This is a genomic window from Paraburkholderia bannensis, assembly GCF_014200455.1.
Lineage (GTDB): Bacteria > Pseudomonadota > Gammaproteobacteria > Burkholderiales > Burkholderiaceae > Paraburkholderia > Paraburkholderia bannensis_A.
In genome coordinates, this window is record NZ_JACHBW010000032.1 from 23724 (window position 1) to 45119 (window position 21396).

The window sequence follows — 21396 nt, forward strand, 5'->3', positions numbered from 1 at the left end:
ATGACAGGAGAGTCATGGGGTTCTTACATCCAGCGTAAATGGCTTTTGTTGAAATCGCTGTGAAGGGTTGCTCGATCACCCAGGCATGCGATCAATAGCAATGGCAATAGCCGATTTAAACAGACAAATTCAGGCGGATTCGACTGGTTGTTTCGCACTAATCGCTTGCGCGTCGGTTGGCGCATCGTCGCGATTGCGCGCGGCGGGGAGCAACTGGCAGGCGAGCAGACCGGCGAGCATCAGCGCGCAGCCGGTAAGCGCACGCGTGGATAGCGTCTCGCCCAGCGCGGCCCAGCCCGCGATCGCCGCGAACACGCCTTCCATGCTGAAGATGACGGCGGCATGGGCGGGCGCAGCGTCGCGCTGCGCGACCACCTGGATCGTATAGCCGACGCCCACGGACATCGCGCCGCCGTAAATAATGGCGGGCGCGGCGCGCGCAATGTCGGCGAGGCGCAGCGGTTCGAAGCCGATGGCAACGGCCAGACAAGCCGCGCCGCAGGCGATGAACTGCACGATCGACAGCGCGAGCGGGTCGTGGCGCGGTGCGTAGTGGCCCACGAGCATCACCTGGATCGAGATCACGATTGCGCAGCCTAGCTGATACCAGTCGCCGTACATGATCGAAAAATGCTCGTTGATACTCAGCAGATAGAGACCGGCGGCGGCCAGCGCCGCGCCGATCCACGTGCCCGCGCCGGTGCGGTGGCGCAGCAGCACGCCTAGCATCGGCACGATCACCACGTAAAGCGAGCTGATGAAGCCCGCATTGGCGATCTTCGTGTAGCGCAAGCCGATCTGCTGGAGCGAGATCGCCACGGACAGCACGAGGCCGAGCACCACGCCGTCGCGGATCAGGGCTGCGTCGAAGCCGTGCGCAGCGCGTTTTTGCGCACCGCGCGAACCGCGTCGTGTCGCGAATACGAATGCCGAAACGATCCCCGCGCCCAGCAGGAAGCGCAGGCCGGTGAAGAGGAACGGGCCGATGGCATCCAGGCTCAGCCGCTGGGCGACGAACGCGGAACCCCAGATCATGGCGGCCGCGAGCATCAGCAGGTTAGCGCGCAAATGTTGGCGGGAAGTCGGGTTCAAGGGAATGTAGACCGGTTAAGCGAGAAATTCGGGGAAATCCGCAGCAATCAGCGGCAAGCAGCCGTCATCGGGGTAATCCGGGTAATGCGGGAATGCGCGGCGGGATTGCGCGCCGACGGGTAATCCCGTGGGCATAGAACGCGGAATCGGCGGGGCGAACAACCGTGCGGAATCCAGATCGTATCCGAATTGAAAGGCGGTTGTCTCCCAGAAAATACACCCATCCGAATGCGGATGACAAAGCGCTGACGCTGCGTAATACTGCTTCGCGCGAAACGGCTGCCCAGATCGGCCAGCGGACCGTCTCGCGACTTCTCGCTATTCAATTCACAACGTGCCGGTCATATTTGTCAGGTTTGGGGAACAACAGATGAACAAGATTCTCGCCTCGCTTATCGCAGCATCCGTCGCACTGATTTCGGTTCAGGCTCTGGCTCAAGATGCATCGGGCGCAGCCGCAACGGCTCCGGCAGCCAGCGCACCGGCCAAGGCCAAGAAGTCGCACAAGAAGCTCAAGCATCACGGCAAGCGTGCGGCAGTTTCGGACGCCGCATCGGCAGCCGGCACGAGCGACAAGGGCACGCAGAACTAAAGCGTCCCGGCGATCCGGTCCGATTACCCATATCGGCCGGCGCAGAGAAAAAAGCCAGCGTGAATCACTTCACGCTGGCTTTTTTCTTTCCAACCGCGCTATTCAGCGCGGCTCAGGCATTGACTTACGCGTCCTTTGCGAGACCGGTTTGCAGCAACTCGGTCAGCAGGCCGGTCATGCCTTCCGGGTGCTGTTCCGCGCGCGTCTTGAGTTGCGCGACGAGATCGGCGTTGAGCTTGCACGCGAACGGCACGAGGCCGGCGGCCTGATCGAGCTTGCGCTGCTCGCGGCGATCCAGCGCTGCGGGCGTCGAATCTTTGCCGAAGCGCTCGGGACCGGCTTTGTGGGTCGATTGCATCAGCTTCAGGGCCTTGTTTTTCTCAAGGTCGAACTTTTTCATGGCCATGGATACGGCTCCGGTGTTTAGCAGTGTGTTGGGCAGTGGCGCGCATTGTACGCAAACGCCCGCGCGCGTCCATCACGTTGAACGGGGTCAGGGTGGCGTATCGCCGTCTGGGTCCGGTTGTGCGGCGGGTGTCCGCTCCGGTCCGGCCATGTCGTCGATCAGCGCGCGCATGCGGCGCCAGTGCGAACCTTCCCAGAACACGCGCGCGCAAACGTCGCAGGTGACGAAGCGTGTGTGACGCTCGAAAACGCCTTCGGGTACGCGCGTCTGCACCTCGGCGCGCGCAATACACCGCAGCGGTGCGTTGCAGCTCAGGCACAGCCGGAACGGGCGCACGCTCGCGGCGAGGTCGAGGCGCTCGAACAGCTCGTCGAGCTGAGCGCGCGGCTTGAGCGCGCGCACATAGCAGCCGTGCGTAATGGTGCGGCGCTTGAGCAGTTCGCGGTCGCGCGTAAGCACGACGCGATGCTCGGCGGCGGCGAGCGCTTCGATGGCTTCGTCGGCGTAATGGTTGTCGTAAAGCGTGTCGAAGCCCGCGAGCCGCAGCAATTGCGCGAGACCGCCCAGATGCGCATCGGCGATAAAGCGCAGTTCGCGCAACGGACTGGCGCGCACGCGCAGCAGGGGACGGATGTCGAGTGCCTCGAACTTCGGATAAACGGCGACGCGGTCGCCGTCCGCGAGCGGATGCTCGAAGCCCACCGATTCGCCGTTCACGAGGATCAGCTCGACTTCCGTGTGCGGCACGCCCAGGGCCTCTATCATGTGCTTGGCGCTGGCGTTGGCCGCGCACGGACAACTGAACGCGCGCCGGCGCAGCGGCCGGGCGAGAAAGTCGTTCAGCTCCTCGTAGAAGCGGAAAGTGGCGGTGACCATCCACGCAGTATCGCGCATCGCGCGGCAGGCCGCCTTGCTGCGAACTGCCTGCGCCCAAGGGCACCACTGCAGAGCTTGCCGCGCTGTGCTTTACTCCTGCCTCTAACTTCCTGGAGCATGTGATGGATATCGGTTTTATCGGCCTGGGTGAAATGGGCGGCGCGATGGTCGCCAATCTGCTGAAGGCGGGGCATTCCGTACGCGTCTGGAACCGCACGCCCGAAAAGGCGCAGGCGCTTGCCGCGGCGGGCGCACGCGTGGTCGCCACGCCCGCCGAAGCCTTCGCGGGCGACGCCGTTCTCTCCATGCTCGCCGACGATACGGCGCTGCGCACGGTGATCGACGCCGCGCTGCTGGAACACGCGCCGCGCGGCCTCGTGCACGTGAACATGGCGACGATTTCGGTGGCGCTGGCCGAAACGCTCGCGCGCGAACATGCCGAGCGCGGCCTGCACTACGTTGCCGCGCCGGTGCTCGGGCGGCCCGACGTGGCGGCGGCGGCCAAGCTCACGATCGTCGCGGCAGGCGCCGCCGAAGCGATCGACCGCGTGCAGCCGCTGTTCGATGCGATTGGCCAGAAGACCTGGCGTATCGGCGCGCTGCCGCAGCAGGCCAACGTGATGAAACTGGCGGCGAATTTCATGCTGGCTTCCGCGGTGGAGACGCTCGGCGAGGCTTCGGCGCTGCTCGGCGGCCATGGCGTGGCGATGCGCGATTTCCTCGACGTGATCACGAGCGGGATCTTCCCGGGCCCGGTATATGCGGGCTACGGCGGCATGATCGCGGAAGAGCGCTACGAGCCCGCGCTCTTCAAGGCGCGGCTGGGCCTGAAGGACGTGCGCCTCGCGCTGGCCGCCGCCGAAGCCGTGTCGACGCCGCTGCCCGTCGCTAGTGTGGTGCGCGACAGCCTGATCGAAGCGCTCGCGCATGGTGACGGCGAATGCGATTTCGCCGTGCTCGGCAAGGTGGCGGCGCGCCGCGCGGGTCGCGCTTAAGCCCGACGCAGCGCAAGCACCCAGGCTCAGGGGCGCGAACGCGGGACTTATCTGCTCGCGCTCCTGTCAAAATCTTCATACGACCGCGCGTTGACGCACGCAGGTCTTGAGCGTCAGCGCGCAAAATCGGGACGTCGTGTGACGCATCGCGCGCACGGCGTCCATCGCAATTGAGCTGGAAGGGAGACGGCGGATGGAGACGCGCATCCTGATCGCCGCTGACGACGAGAAATCGCTGGCTGGACTGAGCAATCTGCTGGCCGATCTGCAATATGCGACTGCCATTGCGGCGAGCCTCGACGATGCGGCGCAAGCCGCGACGCGATTCGCGCCCGACGTGCTGATAGTGGGCCTTTCACTCGCCCCCGACGACGATTTCGGCGCGCTGGCGCAACGCCTGCGTGCGGCCTGCGGCGCTCGCTCGCCGATGTTGATCGCGCTGGGCGGCTGGGGCGAATCGCAACATCGCGACGCCGCGCTGGCTGCGGGTTTCGACGTCCATCTCGTGCGCCCCGTGGGGCTCGATCAGCTGACTTTTATTCTCTCGATGGTGGCCTGAACCCCATCGGGGTAATCCTGATCGCAAATATGTTGCTTTTAAGCAACATAAAGGGTGGATACTACTTTACATGTTGCGACGCACCAAGTAGTTCGCTATACTCCGTTTTGTCTCCTCCATGTCTCCTCTGATATGGATTCAGCCCGCCTACCATTGGCGGGCTTTTTTTCGTCTGTACGATCCGCACGCCTTGCACATCCACGCTGGCGCGGCGCAGAAAATAAAAAACCCGGCGCTGTGGAGCACCGGGTTTTTCGTTTCAGCTCACGGTCAGGGTGGATGCAGCCCGCTTTTAAGTCTTCAGGCCGGTATCTTCGGCCGCGCCAATCGCCAGATTCATGCACTGGACCGCTGCGCCCGAGGCACCCTTGCCCAGATTGTCCAGGCGCGCCACGGTGACGAACTGTTCTTCGTTGCCGAATACGAACAGGTCGACGCGGTTCGTGTCGTTGTTGGCCTGGACGTCGAACGCGTTGTTATCGAGGTTGGCGTCGGCGTTGAACGGCATTACGCGCACGAACTTCTCACCCGCGTAGTACTCGGCGAACAGCGCCACCACGTCTTCCGGCTTCGCGCTGCGCGCGAGTTGCGACGGGGTGTAATAGGTCGTGACCGCCAGACCTTTCAGGAACGGGCCGACGATCGGCGTGAACACCGGCGCGTTCTGGAGCTTGCCGTGGAAGGCCATTTCCGGCAGATGCTTGTGCTTGAGGCCGAGCGCGTAGGGGCGCGGGCTCATCAGCTTCGCGTTGCCGCCGGCTTCGTACTCCGCGATCATCGACTTGCCGCCGCCGCTATAGCCGGTCAGCGAGTAGCTGTGCGCCGCGAAATCGGGCGCGACGAGGCCGGCCTCGACCAACGGACGCATGGCCAGGATGAAGGCCGACGCATGGCAACCCGGCACGGCGATGCGCTTCGAGGTGCGCACCTTCTCGCGTTGCGCCCTGGTCAGTTCCGGCAGGCCGTAGGCCCAGTCGGCATGGGTGCGGAACGCCGTGCTGGCGTCGATCAGCACCGTGCGGTCGTTTTCGACCAGCGTAGCCGACTCGCGCGAAGCCACGTCGGGCAGGCACAGGAACGTGACGTCCGACGCATTGATGAGACGACGGCGTTCCTCGACGTCCTTGCGCTTGGCCTCGTCGATCCGCAGGATCTCGACGTCGGCGCGCTGCGACAGGTATTCGAAAATCTTCAGGCCGGTCGTGCCTTCCTGTCCGTCGACAAAAACTTTCGTGCTCATCTCGCTTCCTCTGAAACGCGGGGATTGCGGGCGCCGCCCGCCGCACAGTCCAGATTGTGCGGCGATCACCGATACGGCGCGGGAACGGTATTTTAAGACCGTATGCCGTCGAGCGTGCGGCGCGTGCGGGAAAAAAATCAGGCCTTACCCGTACGGATAAGACCTGACGTCGCCAGACCGGTATGAGGGCGCGAAGACGCCGGCCCTAGGCAAAGTCAGGCCGACGTCTTGCGTCCGGCCAGCCAGCGCGCCGTCACCTCCACGACACGCGCGCCGAAGGCTTTGGCGGTTTCCAGATCGCCGGGCGGCGGCGCTTCCTCGGGCGTGGCGTCGGCGGGCGACTGTGCGAGCAGGCCCGTGTAGCCGCCCACATAGTTCAGATCGTTGCGCGTGGCGGCCTTGGTGTTCGAAGGCATCAGGCCGGTGCCGGTCCAGATCATGCTGTGCTGCATCGACAGCGTGACGAAATACTGGATCGTCGAGAATTTGTCGCCGTTCATGGTCGCGGAATTCGTGAAGCCGGCCGCGATCTTGTCTCTCCACTTCTGCGTGAACCAGGCCTTGGAGCTGGCGTCGGCGAACTTCTTGAACTCGGCCGCCGGGCCGCCCATGTACGTGGGTGCGCCGAACACAATGGCGTCGGCGGCGTCGAGCTCGGCCCAGCCGGCGTCGTCGATGTCGGCGACGGCCAGCAGAATGGCCTGCGCGCCCGCGTCCTGCACTCCGGCGAACACGGCTTCGGCAAGTTTCTTCGTGTGGCCGTAGCCACTGTGATACGCGATGACGATTCGGGACATGGAGCACTCCAGCGAAAGGTTGAAGGGTCCGGCATAGATCGATGCGCGGCGGCTTACATGCTACGCCTTCACATGTTAGCCGCTGTCACCCGCACTTTTTCTGACAGTGGCGGTCTGCCGCCGTCAGCCGCTGTCAGCGGCGATAAGTCACGGTGAGTTTCGCACTGCCGAGCGTCGCATCCTCTATCTCGTGCTCGAACATCGTTGCAGGCCGGCCGGACACGAGCGCGAGTTTGTCGACCTTGAGCGCATAGACCGTGACGATATAGCGGTGCGGCTTGCCGGGCGGCGGGCACGGACCGCCGTAGCCTTCGCCGCCGAAGTCGTTGCGCGCCTCGATTGCGCCAAGCTTGCCCAGTGCGCCCGACGCACTCGCGTTCTCCGGCAGCGAATTGACGCGTGCAGGGAGGTTGGCGACGGCCCAGTGCCACCAGCCGCGGCTTGATGCATCGGGATCGAAGAGGGTCACGGCGTAGCTGCGCGTGCCGGCAGGCGCATTGCGCCAGGTCAATTGCGGAGAGCGGTTGCTGCCTGTGCAGCTATCCTGATTGAATACCTGCGTCGCAGCGACCTGGCCGCCGTCCCGAAAATTCGTGCTGCTGACGACAAAGCGGTCCTGCGCGTAGCAAGGTGAGAACGCCATGTAAAACAGAAGCGCTGCGACGAGGCCTGCGCGTGCGCTGACAGTGGAGCGCCAACCCGCATGCGCTGTACGATACTGCTTGATATCGGCAAACGGCATCAGCTAGTTCTCCTGTATGTTTGTTAATTTTCATGGACACTTTTCCGAAGGCGATTGACGAATTGTGTCCCAGATCGAATATCGTTCAATATATCGGTATAAAGGGCTTAGGTTCTGGGCCAGTAGCGACGGCCTGCGCAGCGAAATCGGCTATAGTCGCGAGCTTTCCTCTATATGCGGAAACGGGGTTCCGGGGACGCACGGGGCAAACGAAGTCATCAAATAACGACGAGCAGATTGTCTCCACGGAGGAGTTAATGCAGCAGCCAATCAGGGTCGTAGTCGCGGACGATCATCCGGTGATCTTGTTCGGCGCAGAGCATGCGCTCCTGAAGTTCCCGGGCATTCAGGTGGTTGCGCGCGCTCGTCAGTCCACCGAACTGATCAAGGCGCTGCAGACGACGCCGTGCGACGTGCTCGTGACCGACCTCGCCATGCCGGGCGGTCAATATGGCGATGGATTGCCGTTGATAGGCTATCTGCGCCGCAATTTTCCGGGCGTTCCTATCGTCGTCCTGACGATGCTCGAAAACGCCGCGCTGCTCAAGCGGCTGGGCGAACTGGGCGTGATCGCCGTCGTGCACAAGTCCGACGATCTAAGCCACATCGGCCTTGCGGTGCAACACGTCAGCCGCAATCTCGAATATATGAGCCCGCAGGTCAAGCTTGCGCTCGAATCGCTGCGTATGAACAGCGGTGGCAAGAACGACGAAGTGATTCTGTCGAAGCGCGAACTCGAAGTGGTGCGCTTATTCGTATCGGGTATGACGATCAAGGAAATATCCGAGAAGCTCAACCGCAGCATCAAGACCATCAGCACGCAGAAAAATACGGCCATGCGCAAGCTGGGCCTCGATCGCGATTCGGAATTGTTCCAGTACGCGCAGAGCAACGGTTTGCTCAATCTCTCGTCGCATGCGCCCGATGAAGGGCTGGGCAGCGAAGTGACACCCTCCTGAGCCTGCTGCAGCGAGCAGACCAGGCGGAAGACGAAAAAAAGGCCATCCGCCGATAAAAGCGGATGGCCTTTTTGCTGCAACGGTGGGCGGCGCTCTTCTCGAGCCTCGGCCCGCCGCCGCGCCTGGCGCGAAAACTTACTGCGGTGCCGACGTGGCGCCGCCGTGCGCTGCCGACCATTCAGCCGGTGCGTGCAGGAATTTCTCGACTTCGTCGAGCGTCTTCGTTTCGAAGTAGCCCGAGTCCTTGGCGACGCGCAGCACGTCCCACCACGTAGCCAGCGCGTGCAGATCGACGTCGATGTCCTTCAGGACCGAGACGCTTTCCTTGAAGATGTTGTAGTGGAACAGCACGAAGCAGTGGTTCACCTGCGCGCCTGCGGTACGCAGCGCGTTGATGAAGTTGATTTTGCTGCGGCTGTCCGTGGTCAGGTCCTCGACGAGCAGGACGCGCTGGCCTTCGGTTAGCAGACCTTCGATCTGCGCGTTGCGGCCGAAACCCTTCGGCTTCTTGCGCACATACTGCATCGGCACCATCAGGCGGTCCGACAGCCATGCCGCGAACGGGATGCCTGCGGTTTCGCCGCCGGCGACCGCGTCGATCTGCTCATAGCCGACGTCGCGCAGGATCGTCGCTTCGGCCATTTCCATCAGGCCGCGGCGAACGCGCGGGTACGAGATCAGCTTGCGGCAGTCGATGTAGACCGGGCTCGCCCAGCCGGAAGTGAAGATGAAGGGCTTTTCCGCGTTGAAGTGCACGGCTTGCACTTCGAGCAGCATTTTCGCGGTTGCGTCCGAGATCGTCTGGCGATCGTTGCCTGTCATGGGCGAATCCTTGGATGTGAGTGCTCTGGAGGGTGGGCGCTGGGCCCGGTGGCGCTGGCACGGCGAGTCCGGATGAGGTGCATCGGAACCCGCGATGCGCGGTCTGGAGGGCGTCGATCGTCTGAGGTTGGGATTCAGGCGACCCGCTCGGTCCGGACGGCTTCTCTTGCGCGCGTAGGCCGGTATTTTACCCGACTTGACGGTTGCCGACGAGTCGCGCTGACAGTGCCGCTCTGTAAGCGAAGGGCCGCTTTGTAGGGCGCGATCGGGGCGGCCCGCGCGTTGCGTTCGCCGGTTGTGGCGGATTTATCGCACCAGTACACTCTCGCCGGTTTTCGTCGGGCTAGCGCCCAGCACAGGATCTTTCGCCATGTCTCCCGCTTCCCCTTCCTTACCGCCGGCCGATGACGCGCCCGCCGATACGGCTTTCGCACCCGCCGCGATCGCGCACACGGATGCCGATTCTGGCGCCGCGTCACGCGGCCACGCCGTCCGCGCGCTGATCGCCTCGGTACTGGGTTATGCGATGGACGGCTTCGATCTGCTGATGCTCGGCTTCATGCTGCCCGCCATCGGCGCCGATCTGCATCTCTCGGGCGCGCAGTCGGGCGCGCTCGTCACCTGGACGCTGATCGGGGCGGTGGTGGGCGGCATCGTGTTTGGCCTGCTGTCCGACCGCTTCGGCCGCGTGCGTGTGCTCACCTGGACGATCCTGCTGTTCGCGGTCTTCACGGGCCTTTGCGCGCTCGCGCGCGGCTATGCCGATCTGCTGATCTACCGCACGATCGCGGGGATTGGCCTGGGCGGGGAGTTCGGCATTGGCATGGCGCTGGTCGCCGAGGCCTGGCCGGCGCGGCTGCGCGCACGGGCATCGTCATACGTCGGGCTGGGCTGGCAGGCGGGCGTGCTCGCGGCGGCGCTGCTTACGCCGGTGCTGCTGCCGGTTATCGGCTGGCGCGGCATGTTCGCGGTTGGCCTGCTGCCCGCCGTGGCGTCGTTTTTCGTGCGCCGCCAGGTGGAGGAACCCGAACTGTTCGTCGCGCATCGCGCGCGTGCGAAACAGGCTGCGCCTCAGGACAAGCCGCGCGCGCTGCGTCTGCTGGTTGCCGACGCCCGCACGGCGCGCGCGAGCCTCGGCGTGGCGGTGCTCTGCTCGGTTCAGAACTTCGGCTACTACGGTCTGATGATCTGGCTGCCGGCCTATCTGTCGAAGTCCTTCGGTTATTCGCTGACGAAATCCGGCCTCTGGACCGCCGCGACGGTGGCCGGCATGGCCGTCGGCATCTGGCTGTTCGGCGTGGCCGCCGATCGCTTCGGCCGCAGGCCGGCGTTTCTCACCTATCAGGTGGGGGCGGTCGCGATGGTGTTCGTCTACGCGCATATGACCACGCCGTTAGCGTTGCTGATCGGCGGCGCGGCCATGGGCGTGTTCGTCAACGGCATGATCGGCGGCTATGGCGCGCTGATATCCGAGCTTTATCCGACTGCCGCGCGCGCCACGGCGCAGAACGTCCTGTTCAACATCGGGCGTGCAGTGGGCGGCTTTGGACCGCTCGCGGTCGGCGCGCTGGCCGCGCGTTACTCGTTCACGGCAGCGCTCGGCATGCTGGCCGCGATCTACGTGCTCGACATCCTCGCCACGCTGTTCCTGATCCCCGAGCGGCGCGGCGCTGCGCTCGAATAAGCGCCACTCACGTAGCAGGTTTTCGATGTGACGGTGCGGCGCATCGCCGCACGAGTGGTCCAGTCAGATCGCATCGGCTGCCTCGATCACGCAACAAACGCAACACGACGACGCCACAATCGCATGAATGGCCTTCAGCGCGGCAGGATTTGCCGCGCGCCGCCCGTGTCGCGAACCGCCTGCAACATCACACGTCGATTCGATAAAAGCGCCGTACGCCGCGCATGTGTCGCGTATGAACCGCGCTGGCGTGGCAAGACCGCCTCGCGCGCACGCCGACATTCGCGCCGGAAGGCATCCAGCACAAATCTCCGGTATCAGTCTTTGACCCAAGTCGCCTCGAACATTGCGGGGTGTACACTAATTGCCCCGCTTTTTTGCTGGCGCCGTTTCGCCTGTGAACTATCTGGTGATTACGTTCGCGCTGCCGTTGCGCACGAGCGTTCATCGAATTACGCAAATCGGCGGGACAAGAACACAAGTCGAACATAAACATTCCTCTCTCGTCTCTCACGTCTGGCAGGCCCGAAAATGGATGAACAACTGAAGCAAAGCGCGCTCGCTTATCACCAGAATCCGAAGCCCGGCAAGATCTCGGTCACGCCGACCAAACCGCTTTCGAACCAGCTCGACCTCTCGCTCGCGTATTCGCCGGGCGTCGCCGCTGCGTGCGAAGCGATCCACGCCGATCCGCTCGACGCGCAGAAGTACACCTCGCGTGGCAACCTCGTCGGCGTCGTGACCAATGGCACGGCCGTGCTCGGTCTGGGCAATATCGGCCCGCTCGCGGCCAAGCCGGTGATGGAAGGCAAGGGCTGTCTCTTCAAGAAGTTCGCGGGCATCGACGTGTTCGACATCGAACTCGACGAAAGCGACCCGGACAAGCTGGTCGAAGCCATCGCCATGCTCGAACCGACGCTCGGCGGCATCAACCTCGAAGACATCAAGGCGCCCGAGTGCTTCTACATCGAAAAGAAGCTGCGCGAGCGCATGAAGATTCCCGTCTTCCACGACGACCAGCACGGTACGGCGATCATCGCTTCGGCGGCCATCCTCAACGGCCTGAAGGTCGTGGGCAAGGATCTGGGCAGCGTGAAGCTCGTGTGCTCGGGTGCGGGCGCGGCGGCGATTGCGTGTCTGGATCTGCTCGTGAATCTGGGCCTGAAGAAAGAGAACGTGCTGGTCACGGACTCGAAGGGCGTGATCTATGAAGGTCGCGGCAACCTCGATCCGTCGAAGCAGCGCTACGCGGCGCACACCGAAGCGCGCACCCTGGCCGACGCCATCAAGGGCGCGGACGTGTTCCTCGGCTGCTCCAGCGCAGGTGTCCTGAAGGCCGACATGGTCGTCGACATGGGCACCACGCCGCTGATCCTGGCGCTGGCCAACCCGGAGCCGGAAATCCGCCCGGAAGAAGCCAGGCGCGTGCGCCCCGACGCGATCATTGCCACCGGCCGTTCGGACTATCCGAACCAGGTCAACAACGTGCTGTGCTTCCCGTTCATCTTCCGCGGCGCGCTGGATGTGGGCGCGACCACCATCACGGAAGAGATGAAGCTTGCGTGCGTGCGCGCGATTGCGGAACTGGCCGAAGAAACCGATCAGGGCGACGAAGTCGCGAAGGCCTATGAAGGCCACACGCTCGAATTCGGCCCGGAATACCTGATTCCGAAGCCGTTCGATCCGCGTCTGATCATCAAGATCGCTCCGGCTGTCGCGCAGGCCGCGATGGATTCGGGCGTGGCGACGCGTCCGATCAAGGACATGGACGCGTACCGCGAGGAACTCGGCGCCACCGTCTACCGCACGGGCATGGTGATGCGTCCGGTGTTCGCGGCAGCCAAGGCCAACAACGCGCGCATCGTGTTCGCGGAAGGCGAGGATGAGCGTGTGCTGCGCGCCGCGCAATTCGTGCTGACGGAAAAGATTGCCCGACCGATCATCGTCGGCCGTCCGTCGGTGGTGGAAATGCGTCTGAAGAAGATGGGCTCGAAGTTGCGCGCGGGCACCGACTTCGAAATCGTCGATCCGGAAGACGATCCGCGCTTCCAGAAGAGCTGGCAGGCGTATCACGAACTGGGCGCGCGCCAGGGCATCACGCCGGAAGTGGCGAAGGCCTCGATGCGCAAGTTCAACACGCTGATCGGCGCGATCCTCGTGCATCTGGGCGACGCCGACGGCATGGTCTGCGGTCTGCTCAACAGCTTCGACTACCACCTGAAGTTCATCGAGCAGGTGTTCGGCAAGGCGAAGGAAGCTCAGAACTACGCGGCGATGAATCTGCTGATGCTGCCGGGCCGCAATCTGTTCATCAGCGACACCTATGTGAACGAAGTGCCGAGCGCCGAACAGCTCGCCGACATGACGATTCTCGCCGCGCGCGAAATCGAAAAATTCGGCATTGCGCCGAAGGTCGCGCTGCTGTCGTCGTCGAACTTTGGCAGCGTGCGTTCGTCGACCTCGCAGCGGATGCAGGCTGCGCGCCAGCTGCTCGCAGAACGCGCGCCGCAGCTCGAAGTGGACGGCGAAATGCACGGCGACGCGGCACTGTCGGAAATGATCCGCAAGCAGTCGTTCCCGGGCACCACGCTCGCGGGCGAAGCGAACCTGCTGATCATGCCGAACGTGGAAGCCGCCAACATCACGTACAACCTGCTGAAGATGATCGGCGGCGAAGGCGTGACGGTGGGTCCGTTCCTGCTGGGCGCGTCGAAGCCGGTGCACATCCTCACGCCGGCGGCGACGGTGCGACGCATCATCAACATGACGGCGGTGGCTTCGGCCAACGCCAACGTGGCGAAGTAAATCCGGCGGCTCTTTTGAGTCGCTGATGAAGAAAGGGCGCTTCGTTCGATGAACGAAGCGCCCTTTGTTTTTACCGCGTCAGGAAAGCATCAAGCTGCGTGCCGCGCCGCGCCGTTTTCCGGCGAGCGCCACTTCGCCAGCAGTGTCGCCCACTTTGCGCGCGTGGCCTTGAGGTTGTTCTCCTTCACATGACCATAGCCGCGGATCGCGTCGGGCAGGTTCGCCAGTTCCAGCGCGAGCGGCAGATTCGCCTCGCTCAAACCGCCGATCACCTCGCGCATCAGCGTTTCATACTCGCCGATCAGCGCGCGTTCGTGGCGGCGTTCCTCGGTGCGGCCAAACGGATCGAGCGCCGTGCCGCGCAGGAACTTGAGCTTCGCGAGCACGCGCATGGCCGTGAGCATGCGCGGACCATACTGCTTCTTGAGCAGGTGACCCTTGTCGTCATGCTTCGCGAACGAGGGCGGCGCGAGATGGAAGTTGATCTTCCAGTCGCCTTCGAAACTCGCCTTGATCTTCTCGATGAACGCAGGATCGGCATACAGGCGCGCGACTTCGTACTCGTCCTTGTACGCCATCAGCTTGTGCAGATTCTTCGCGACGGCTTCGGTGAGCTGCTGCTGGCCGTCCGCGTGATCGAGCTTCGCATCGGCGCGGCGCACCTCGTCGATGAAGGCGCGATAACGTTGCGCATACGCTTCGTTCTGGTACGCGGCGAGATACTGCGCCCGCTTGTCGATCAGCGCATCGAGCGCCTTGGGCGAATGCAGCGAAACGATCTTCGCGCCCGTGGCGTTTTGATCGGCGACCGGCTTCTTGACGAGCGCATCCACGGCAGCGCGATCATGCGCGACGCGGCGGCCCCATTCGAACGCGGCCAGGTTCTTTTCCACCTGCACCGCGTTCAGCTCGATCGCGCGCGTGAGCGATTCGTGCGTGAGCGGCAGCCAGCCCTTTTGCCACGCATAACCGAGCACGAACGGATTCGTGTAGATCGCGTCGCCCAGCAGTGCGAGTGCGTAGCGGTTGGCATCGACGGTGGCGACGTTATCGACGCCGGCGGCCGCGCGCACATCGGCTTCAGTGTTGGAGCCGGGGAATTGCCACTGCGGGTTCTTGATGAACTCGGCGGTCGGCGTGGCCGCGCTGTTGAGCACGACATGCGTCTGGCCAACCTGCATGCGCGACACGCAGTCGTCGCCTGCCGTCACGATGGCGTCGCAGCCAATCACGAGGCTGGCTTCGCCCATGGCGATGCGGGTGGCGTGGATGTCTTCGGGGCGCGTGGCGATCTGCACGTGGCTCATCACCGCGCCGCCCTTTTGCGCCAGGCCCGTCACGTCGAGCACGGTCACGCCCTTGGCTTCGAGGTGCGCGGCCATGCCGAGCAGCGCGCCAATCGTCACCACGCCCGTGCCGCCCACGCCCGTCACCAGCACGCCGTAGGGGCGGCCGATGGCGGGCACGTCGGGCGTCGGCACCGGCGGCATCGATTCGGTGGCGACGCGGTCCGACTTTGGCTTGCGCAACTGGCCGCCTTCGACGGTCACGAAGCTCGGACAGAAGCCCTTCACGCACGAATAGTCCTTGTTGCAGGTGGACTGGTTGATCTGGCGTTTCGTGCCGTATTCGGTGTCGAGCGGCTCGACGCTCAGGCAATTCGATTGCACCGAGCAATCGCCGCAGCCTTCGCAGACGGACTCGTTGATGACCACGCGCTTCGCCGGATCCGGATAGGTGCCGCGCTTGCGGCGGCGGCGCTTTTCCGTGGCGCAGGTCTGGTCGTAGATCAGGATCGTCGTGCCTTCGATCTCGCGCAGTTCGCGCTGCATCGCGTCGAGCTGATCGCGATGGTGGATCGTCACGCCCGGCGCGAGTTTTGCGGCGAGTTCGCCTTCGTATTTCTCAGGATCGTCGGTGACGATCACGATCTTCTTCGCGCCTTCGGACGCCAGTTGATGCGTGATCTGCGGCACGGTCAGCACGCCGTCGACGGGCTGGCCGCCCGTCATCGCCACAGCGTCGTTGTAGAGAATCTTGTAGGTGATGTTGGCCTTCGAAGCGATCGCGGCGCGAATCGCCAGCAATCCCGAATGGAAATAGGTGCCGTCGCCCAGATTGGCGAACACGTGCCTGTCGTTCGTGAACGGCGCCTGGCCGACCCACGCCACGCCTTCGCCGCCCATCTGGCTGAAGGTGCTGGTGCTGCGGTCCATCCACACGGTCATGTAGTGGCAACCGATACCTGCCATCGCGCGCGAGCCTTCCGGCACGTTGGTCGAGGTGTTGTGCGGGCAGCCCGAGCAGAACCACGGCTTGCGTTCCACCTGCACTCGCGGCTTGGCGAGCGCGCGCTCCTTCGCCTCGATGACGGCAATGCGCGCGCCGATGCGTGCGCGCACGTCGGACGGCAGATCGAGCTTGTCCAGACGCGTGGCGATGGCCTTGGCGATAATCGCGGGGGAGAGTTCATAGTGCGCGGGCAGCAGCCAGTTGCCCATTGGCACCGACCATTCACCGCCTGCGCCGTCCTTTTCGTCGAACTTGCCGTACACGCGCGGGCGCTGCGCATCGGGCCAGTTGTAAAGCTCTTCCTTGATCGCGTATTCGAGAATCTGACGCTTTTCCTCTACTACCAGAATCTCTTCCAGACCGCGTGCGAAAGCCTGCGCGCCTTGTGCTTCAAGCGGCCACACGCAGCCGACCTTATAAAGACGAATGCCGATGCGCGAGCAGGTTTCGTCGTCGAGGCCCAGATCGGTGAGCGCCTGGCGTACGTCCAGATAGGCCTTGCCGCCCGTCATGATGCCGAAGCGCGCGTGCGGCGAATCGATCTCGACGCGGTCGAGCTTGTTGGCGCGCACGTAGGCGAGGGCCGCGTACCACTTGTAGTCGAGCAGACGCGCTTCCTGCACCAGCGGCGGATCGGGCCAGCGGATGTTCAGGCCGCCGTCGGGCATCATGAAATCTTCGGGTAGCACGATGCGCGTGCGATACGGATCGATTTCCACCGATGCCGACGATTCCACCACGTCGGTCACGCACTTCATCGCTACCCACAGGCCGGAGTAGCGGCTCATCGCCCAGCCGTGCAGGCCGAAGTCGAGATATTCCTGCACGTTCGAGGGAAACAGCACCGGCAGGCCGCAGGCCTTGAAGATGTGTTCCGACTGATGCGCGAGCGTCGAGGACTTGGCCGCGTGGTCGTCGCCCGCGAGCACCAGCACGCCGCCATGCCGCGACGAGCCCGCCGAGTTGCCGTGCTTGAACACGTCGCCGCAGCGGTCGACGCCGGGGCCTTTGCCGTACCACATCGAAAACACGCCATCGTGTTTCGCCGACGGGTACAGGTTGACCTGCTGCGAGCCCCACACGGCGGTGGCGGCGAGGTCTTCATTGACGCCTGGCTGGAAAACGATCTGATGGGCGGCGAGATGCTGCTTCGCCTTCCAGAGCGACTGATCGAGACCGCCCAGAGGCGAGCCACGATAGCCTGAGATGAACCCCGCAGTATTCAGACCGGCGGCCTTGTCGCGTTCCTGTTGCAGCATCGGCAGGCGAACCAAGGCCTGGATGCCGCTCATGTACGCGCGACCGCGTTCGAGGGTGTATTTATCGTCGAGCGTGACGGAAGCAAGTGCGGCTTCAAGCGAAGCGCGCTGACCTGCGTCGAGCGGGGCATTCATTATTTGTCTTCCTCCATCCAACCAATCCGATCAATCCGTTGTGGGATCGCCAGAACTTTCGGAGGCCGCAGCATCTTGTGAATGCGTTGGCCGGGCTCGCCATATTGGCGTCTTTTTTTCGATAGTAGCACTCGGACAAACCCGCCGCTCTGCATCATAAAAGCGGTCAAATCTGGCGCTTTGCAGCATTTTTCCTGTCTGCGGCGCGGTGCCGTGCGGACGGCTCGCAGGCCCTTGTAACAAAGGATGTATCTGAATAAGGTATGACGTAACAACGTGTAAATGTTGCACTGTCAGGGAACCGGTCTTGAATATCCTGTCTAACTCCCTCACTTGAGCGAACTGCGTAGCGCCAACCATTTATTGGGGTGCTAACGCGGATCGCCCGGTGAGAGGCAAGTCTGAAAAAAGGAGTACACAAGATGAACAATCGACATATCCAGACCTTCCTGACGGTTTCGGCTGCGTTCTTCGCCATGAGCGCGCCCCTGCATTCGAACGCCCGCACCCAGAGCGCGGCGAATGCAACGACGTCGTCCGCGCAGGTCACGCTGTGCGCGAAGGCTGATTCGACCCCGCTTCCGGCCCCGAAGGCCGAGCGTTAAGCCGTTCGAGCAAGGATAACGACGATGTTGCGCTGATCCGCGCGGCATCCCATTCACCTGAATCCGCCGCCGTAGGTGTGCGGCGACGGATCCAAAAACTAAAAGGGCGAAGATCACGCGATCTTCGCCCTTTTTTCTTTATCGAAGCACTATCTCCCGCTTCAGGCCTTGTCCTGCACCACGCCACGGCGGATCTGGTCGAGTTCGATTGATTCGAACAGCGCCTTGAAATTGCCTTCGCCAAAGCCCTGATTGCCCTTGCGCTGGATGATCTCGAAGAAGATCGGGCCGATCTGGTTCTCGGTGAAGATCTGCAGCAACAGGTCTTCGGGCAGGCCGTCGATCAGGATCTTGCGCTTCTTGAGTTCGTTGAGCGGCTCGGTGTGGCCCGGGATGCGGCGGTTCACCAGCTCGTAATAGGTGTCGATAGTGTCGAGCAGCGCGATCTGCGAGGCGCGCAGGCCGTCGACCGTGCCGTAGATATCGTTGGTGCCAAGCGCAATGTGCTGGATGCCCTCGCCATGATAGGCGTCCAGATACTCCTGGATCTGGCCGGCCGTTTCACCGCCTTCCTCGTTGATCGGAATGCGGATCTTGCCGCAGGGCGAAGTCATCGCCTTGGACTTCACGCCCGTCACCTTGCCTTCGATGTCGAAGTACCGGATTTCGCGGAAGTTAAAGAGGCGTTCGTAGAACTCCGCCCATTCGTTCATGCGACCGCGGTGGACGTTGTGCGTCAGGTGATCGATGTAGGTCAGGCCGTGGCCGACCGGATTCTGCTCCGCGCCCTCGATCGGCACGAAATCGACGTCATAGATGCTGATATCGCCGATGCTGCCGGGCTGCGCGCCGTTCTTGCCGCGCCAGCGATCGACGAAATAGATCAGCGAATCGCCAATGCCCTTGATGGCCGGAATGTTCAGCTCCATCGGGCCGGTCTTGTTGTCGAAGCCCCAGGCGCCCAGATCGAGCGCGTGCTTGTAGGCCTTGGCGGCGTCCTCGACGCGGAACGCAATTGCGCAGATCGACGGGCCGTGCAGGCGCGCGAAGCGCTGGGCGAACGAATCCGGCTCGCCGTTGACGATGAAGTTGATGTCGCCCTGACGGTACAGCGTCACGTCCTTATGGCGATGACGCGCGACGGCGGTGAAGCCCATGCGCTCGAACAGATTGCCGAGCGCCTTGGGGTCCGGCGCGGTGTATTCGATGAATTCGAAGCCGTCGGTGCCGACGGGATTTTCCCAGGTGGGGACCTGCATGGTTGTCTCCTGACTGATCCTGATGAGCGCTTCAGATGGGCGATTACGTGCGACAAAGTGTAGCTGTGCGATTCGGGCGAAAACTTGCGAACTTAATCGCCCACAAGTTGATTTGAGCTATAAACTGCCTTTACATCATTAACTGGCAGCAGAAAATGGCGAGCATCGAACTGGACGCAATCGACCGGAAAATACTGGCGATTCTTCAGGAAAATGGACGGCTCTCGAATCAGGAGATCGCCGAGCGCGTGAATCTCTCGCCTAGCCCGTGCTTGCGGCGTATCCGCAGGCTGGAGGAGAGTGGTGTGATCCGCACCTATGTTGCGCTGCTGGACGCGCAAATGCTTGGTCTGGATCTGCTCGCCTATGTGAATGTGCGGCTGGAGAAGCGCGGGCCGACGGCGTCGGGGCGCGAAGGCGTGACTCACGCGGAACTGTTCCGCGCGGCGGTGCAGACCTGGCCGGAAGTGGTGGCCTGCCACGCCATGACGGGCGATATGGATTTTCTGCTGCGCGTGCAGGTGGAGGATATGGCGCACTTCTCGCGCTTCGTGCAGGACCAGTTGCTGCACCATCCGTCGGTGATCGACGTGCGCTCAAGCTTTTCTTTGCAGACCTTCAAGGAAACCACGGCGCTGCCGATTCCGCAGAAGTGAATCGCAGGCGTAAAAAAAGCGGCCGAAGCCGCTTTTTCAGTCTTGCTCGTTCAACCCAGGCCGGGCAGAAGTCACGCCGCGATGGCCTGCGGCAGCATTGTTTCGATCAGCTTCGAGGTCTGGCGCGCCTGACGCTTGAGCGCGTAGTCAAACACGGCGGCCTGCTCCTGGAGCATTTCCGCGATGATGCTGCTTTGATCGGCGGGTTCGAGCGAGAGATACGCGTCGGCTTCGCCATAGGCGTACTCGATCTTCATCCCGGCCTTGCGGGCGATGTGCATCATCGTCGAGTTGCGCGACAGGCAGTGGATGTACAGCGTGGTGACGTGCGTGTTGCGGCTGCGGATGGCGGCACGCTCGAACAGCTTCGAGCCGATGCCCTGACCACGTGCGCTTTCGAGCACCGAAACGCCAAACTCAGCCGTGCGGCCATTGCCGTCTGCGGGCAGATAGGCCAGATGACCGGCGCCCACGAGTTGCAGCTGATGGTCGAACACGCCGAACACGGTGTCGCGCGTGAAGTCCAGCGAGCGCACGTAGTTTTCGATCACGTGGTCGGGCGCGGCCTGGCCGAAGCGCAGCAGGCGGTCTTCGCTGTCGAGCGCGAGAAAGTGCGCGAGCAGGCGTTCGCGGTCGGCCGAGGTGAGAACGCGCACCATGACCGGCGCATGTCCGGACGCGAGCGGACGGCCGGATGCGAGGATCGGCTCGTTGGCTTGGGTCGAAATGTGGGTCATGTGGGTTCTCCCTGAAATACGAAAGGCGGCGCATATGGTGCGCCGCAAAACGCATTCTAGCGGAAACCCTGGGGTCGATCTAGGGAAAACCCGGATTACGGATTTGAGTGTTGCGCCTAATTAATAAATTGAAGCGCATAACCTATTGATTATTATTGGATATTCGTGGCGAATAGCTTGGCGCGTCAACTGTTGTGACTACGCAGCATGTTGCGGTGCGTCAATCTGGCCCGATTTGATCTGTCGTTCGGAGCGCATTCAGGCGCGCTTTAAGCGTTCTGCAGACCGTGATCCATGACCTCGATCACCTGCTCGGCGAAATCACGGTAGCCCATGCGCCCGCCCGGTTTGAGCCAGGTGAAGGTCCAGTTGATCATGCCGAACAGCATCATGGTCAGCGAAGTCTGGTTTTCCGCCGTGACGCGGCCCGGGTAGGCGCGCGCGAGCTGGCGCGTAAACGCGGCCACCACGTCGCGCTGGCGGTTCAGGATGATTTCGCGCTGCGCGTCCACGAGGTATTTGACGTCGTTGAGCAGGGCCACGTGACGGCTGTGGGAAGTTTCATACTCGGCGAGGAACGCGCGGATCAGTTCGGCGAAGCACTCGCGCTCGTCGAGGCCGCGGCGCTGGCTTGCCCCTTCCACCTCGGCAATGATCAGCATCAGCCGCTTGGTGTAGCGGTCGAGCAGATCGAACAGGATCGCTTCCTTGCTCTCGTAGTAGTGATACAGGCGTGCCTTCGAGGTGCCGCTCGCGGCTGCGAGATCGGACATCGACGTGCTCGGGTAGCTCGTCTGCGCGAATTTGGCTGCGGCGAGCTCGAGGATCTGGTCGCGCTGGGTTTCGTGGTCGGGCGCTCGGGTGCGGGCCATTTTTTATCAGCG

At 63.0% G+C, this 21396-nt stretch carries 19 protein-coding genes; 8 read left to right on the forward strand and 11 right to left on the reverse strand.

All coding sequences use genetic code 11. The features are described 5' to 3' along the window. Window positions 1-129 precede the first annotated feature (129 nt). Window positions 130-1092 (reverse strand): DMT family transporter, encoded by a 963-nt coding sequence (locus tag F4827_RS32655; protein ID WP_183732668.1) that lies wholly within the window; start codon window positions 1090-1092, stop codon window positions 130-132. A 370-nt stretch (window positions 1093-1462) separates the two neighbouring features. On the opposite strand from F4827_RS32655, the gene F4827_RS32660 reads away from it, so the two are divergent. Next, window positions 1463-1684, forward strand: a complete 222-nt coding sequence (locus tag F4827_RS32660; protein ID WP_167070298.1) for a hypothetical protein — start codon at window positions 1463-1465, stop codon at window positions 1682-1684. Window positions 1685-1808: 124 nt separating this feature from the next. Here the strand turns inward: F4827_RS32660 and F4827_RS32665 are convergent, their stop codons facing one another. Both F4827_RS32665 and F4827_RS32670 read right to left on the reverse strand, forming a co-directional pair. Beyond that, entirely contained in the window at window positions 1809-2090 is a 282-nt protein-coding gene (locus tag F4827_RS32665) for a hypothetical protein (protein ID WP_183732670.1), read from the reverse strand. A gap of 87 nt (window positions 2091-2177) precedes the next feature. Beyond that, complete coding sequence (locus tag F4827_RS32670) at window positions 2178-2966, reverse strand: Mut7-C RNAse domain-containing protein (RefSeq protein ID WP_183732672.1); 789 nt, start codon at window positions 2964-2966, stop codon at window positions 2178-2180. Window positions 2967-3088: 122 nt separating this feature from the next. Between F4827_RS32670 and F4827_RS32675 the strand changes: the two genes are divergently transcribed. Both F4827_RS32675 and F4827_RS32680 read left to right on the forward strand, forming a co-directional pair. Then, a complete protein-coding gene (locus F4827_RS32675; RefSeq protein WP_183732673.1) occupies window positions 3089-3961 on the forward strand; it encodes an NAD(P)-dependent oxidoreductase in 873 nt (290 codons plus the stop codon). A gap of 193 nt (window positions 3962-4154) precedes the next feature. Further along, the gene (locus F4827_RS32680; RefSeq protein WP_183732675.1) at window positions 4155-4520 is read left to right on the forward strand and encodes a response regulator; all 366 of its coding nucleotides are present in this window, start codon (window positions 4155-4157) and stop codon (window positions 4518-4520) included. A 292-nt stretch (window positions 4521-4812) separates the two neighbouring features. Here the strand turns inward: F4827_RS32680 and argC are convergent, their stop codons facing one another. From argC to F4827_RS32695, 3 genes are all read right to left on the reverse strand, one after another. Beyond that, on the reverse strand, window positions 4813-5760 hold the full coding sequence (gene argC / locus F4827_RS32685) for an N-acetyl-gamma-glutamyl-phosphate reductase (protein WP_183732677.1): 948 nt from the start codon (window positions 5758-5760) through the stop codon (window positions 4813-4815). Between the two features lie 215 nt (window positions 5761-5975). Then, window positions 5976-6557 carry a flavodoxin family protein gene (locus tag F4827_RS32690; protein WP_183732680.1) on the reverse strand — a complete coding sequence of 194 codons (582 nt, stop codon included), beginning with the start codon at window positions 6555-6557 and terminating at the stop codon, window positions 5976-5978. Window positions 6558-6690: 133 nt separating this feature from the next. After that, the gene (locus F4827_RS32695) at window positions 6691-7200 is read right to left on the reverse strand and encodes a YbhB/YbcL family Raf kinase inhibitor-like protein (RefSeq protein WP_183732727.1); all 510 of its coding nucleotides are present in this window, start codon (window positions 7198-7200) and stop codon (window positions 6691-6693) included. Between the two features lie 356 nt (window positions 7201-7556). Between F4827_RS32695 and F4827_RS32700 the strand changes: the two genes are divergently transcribed. Next, window positions 7557-8258 carry a response regulator transcription factor gene (locus F4827_RS32700; RefSeq protein ID WP_183732683.1) on the forward strand — a complete coding sequence of 234 codons (702 nt, stop codon included), beginning with the start codon at window positions 7557-7559 and terminating at the stop codon, window positions 8256-8258. 135 nt (window positions 8259-8393) lie between these two features. On the opposite strand, the gene F4827_RS32705 is transcribed toward F4827_RS32700, so the two are convergent. Then, the gene (locus tag F4827_RS32705) at window positions 8394-9080 is read right to left on the reverse strand and encodes an orotate phosphoribosyltransferase (protein WP_183732686.1); all 687 of its coding nucleotides are present in this window, start codon (window positions 9078-9080) and stop codon (window positions 8394-8396) included. Between the two features lie 370 nt (window positions 9081-9450). Here F4827_RS32705 and F4827_RS32710 point away from each other — a divergent pair, with 370 nt between their 5' ends. Together F4827_RS32710 and F4827_RS32715 are read left to right on the forward strand one after the other, a co-directional pair. Then, window positions 9451-10764, forward strand: coding sequence for an MFS transporter (locus F4827_RS32710; protein ID WP_183732689.1), 1314 nt, complete (start codon window positions 9451-9453; stop codon window positions 10762-10764). Between the two features lie 531 nt (window positions 10765-11295). After that, entirely contained in the window at window positions 11296-13569 is a 2274-nt protein-coding gene (locus tag F4827_RS32715; protein ID WP_183732692.1) for an NADP-dependent malic enzyme, read from the forward strand. A gap of 89 nt (window positions 13570-13658) precedes the next feature. Here the strand turns inward: F4827_RS32715 and F4827_RS32720 are convergent, their stop codons facing one another. Next, window positions 13659-17255 (reverse strand): indolepyruvate ferredoxin oxidoreductase family protein, encoded by a 3597-nt coding sequence (locus F4827_RS32720; RefSeq protein ID WP_183732695.1) that lies wholly within the window; start codon window positions 17253-17255, stop codon window positions 13659-13661. A gap of 422 nt (window positions 17256-17677) precedes the next feature. Between F4827_RS32720 and F4827_RS32725 the strand changes: the two genes are divergently transcribed. Then, window positions 17678-17860, forward strand: coding sequence for a hypothetical protein (locus tag F4827_RS32725; protein WP_183732698.1), 183 nt, complete (start codon window positions 17678-17680; stop codon window positions 17858-17860). Between the two features lie 161 nt (window positions 17861-18021). Here F4827_RS32725 and hppD read toward each other — a convergent pair whose 3' ends face one another. After that, window positions 18022-19119 carry a 4-hydroxyphenylpyruvate dioxygenase gene (gene hppD / locus F4827_RS32730; RefSeq protein WP_183732701.1) on the reverse strand — a complete coding sequence of 366 codons (1098 nt, stop codon included), beginning with the start codon at window positions 19117-19119 and terminating at the stop codon, window positions 18022-18024. Between the two features lie 155 nt (window positions 19120-19274). Here hppD and F4827_RS32735 point away from each other — a divergent pair, with 155 nt between their 5' ends. Beyond that, window positions 19275-19775, forward strand: a complete 501-nt coding sequence (locus F4827_RS32735; RefSeq protein ID WP_183732703.1) for an Lrp/AsnC family transcriptional regulator — start codon at window positions 19275-19277, stop codon at window positions 19773-19775. Window positions 19776-19846: 71 nt separating this feature from the next. Here the strand turns inward: F4827_RS32735 and F4827_RS32740 are convergent, their stop codons facing one another. Then, on the reverse strand, window positions 19847-20512 hold the full coding sequence (locus F4827_RS32740; RefSeq protein WP_183732706.1) for a GNAT family N-acetyltransferase: 666 nt from the start codon (window positions 20510-20512) through the stop codon (window positions 19847-19849). A gap of 269 nt (window positions 20513-20781) precedes the next feature. Next, window positions 20782-21384, reverse strand: a complete 603-nt coding sequence (locus tag F4827_RS32745) for a TetR/AcrR family transcriptional regulator (protein ID WP_183732709.1) — start codon at window positions 21382-21384, stop codon at window positions 20782-20784. Window positions 21385-21396: the final 12 nt, after the last annotated feature.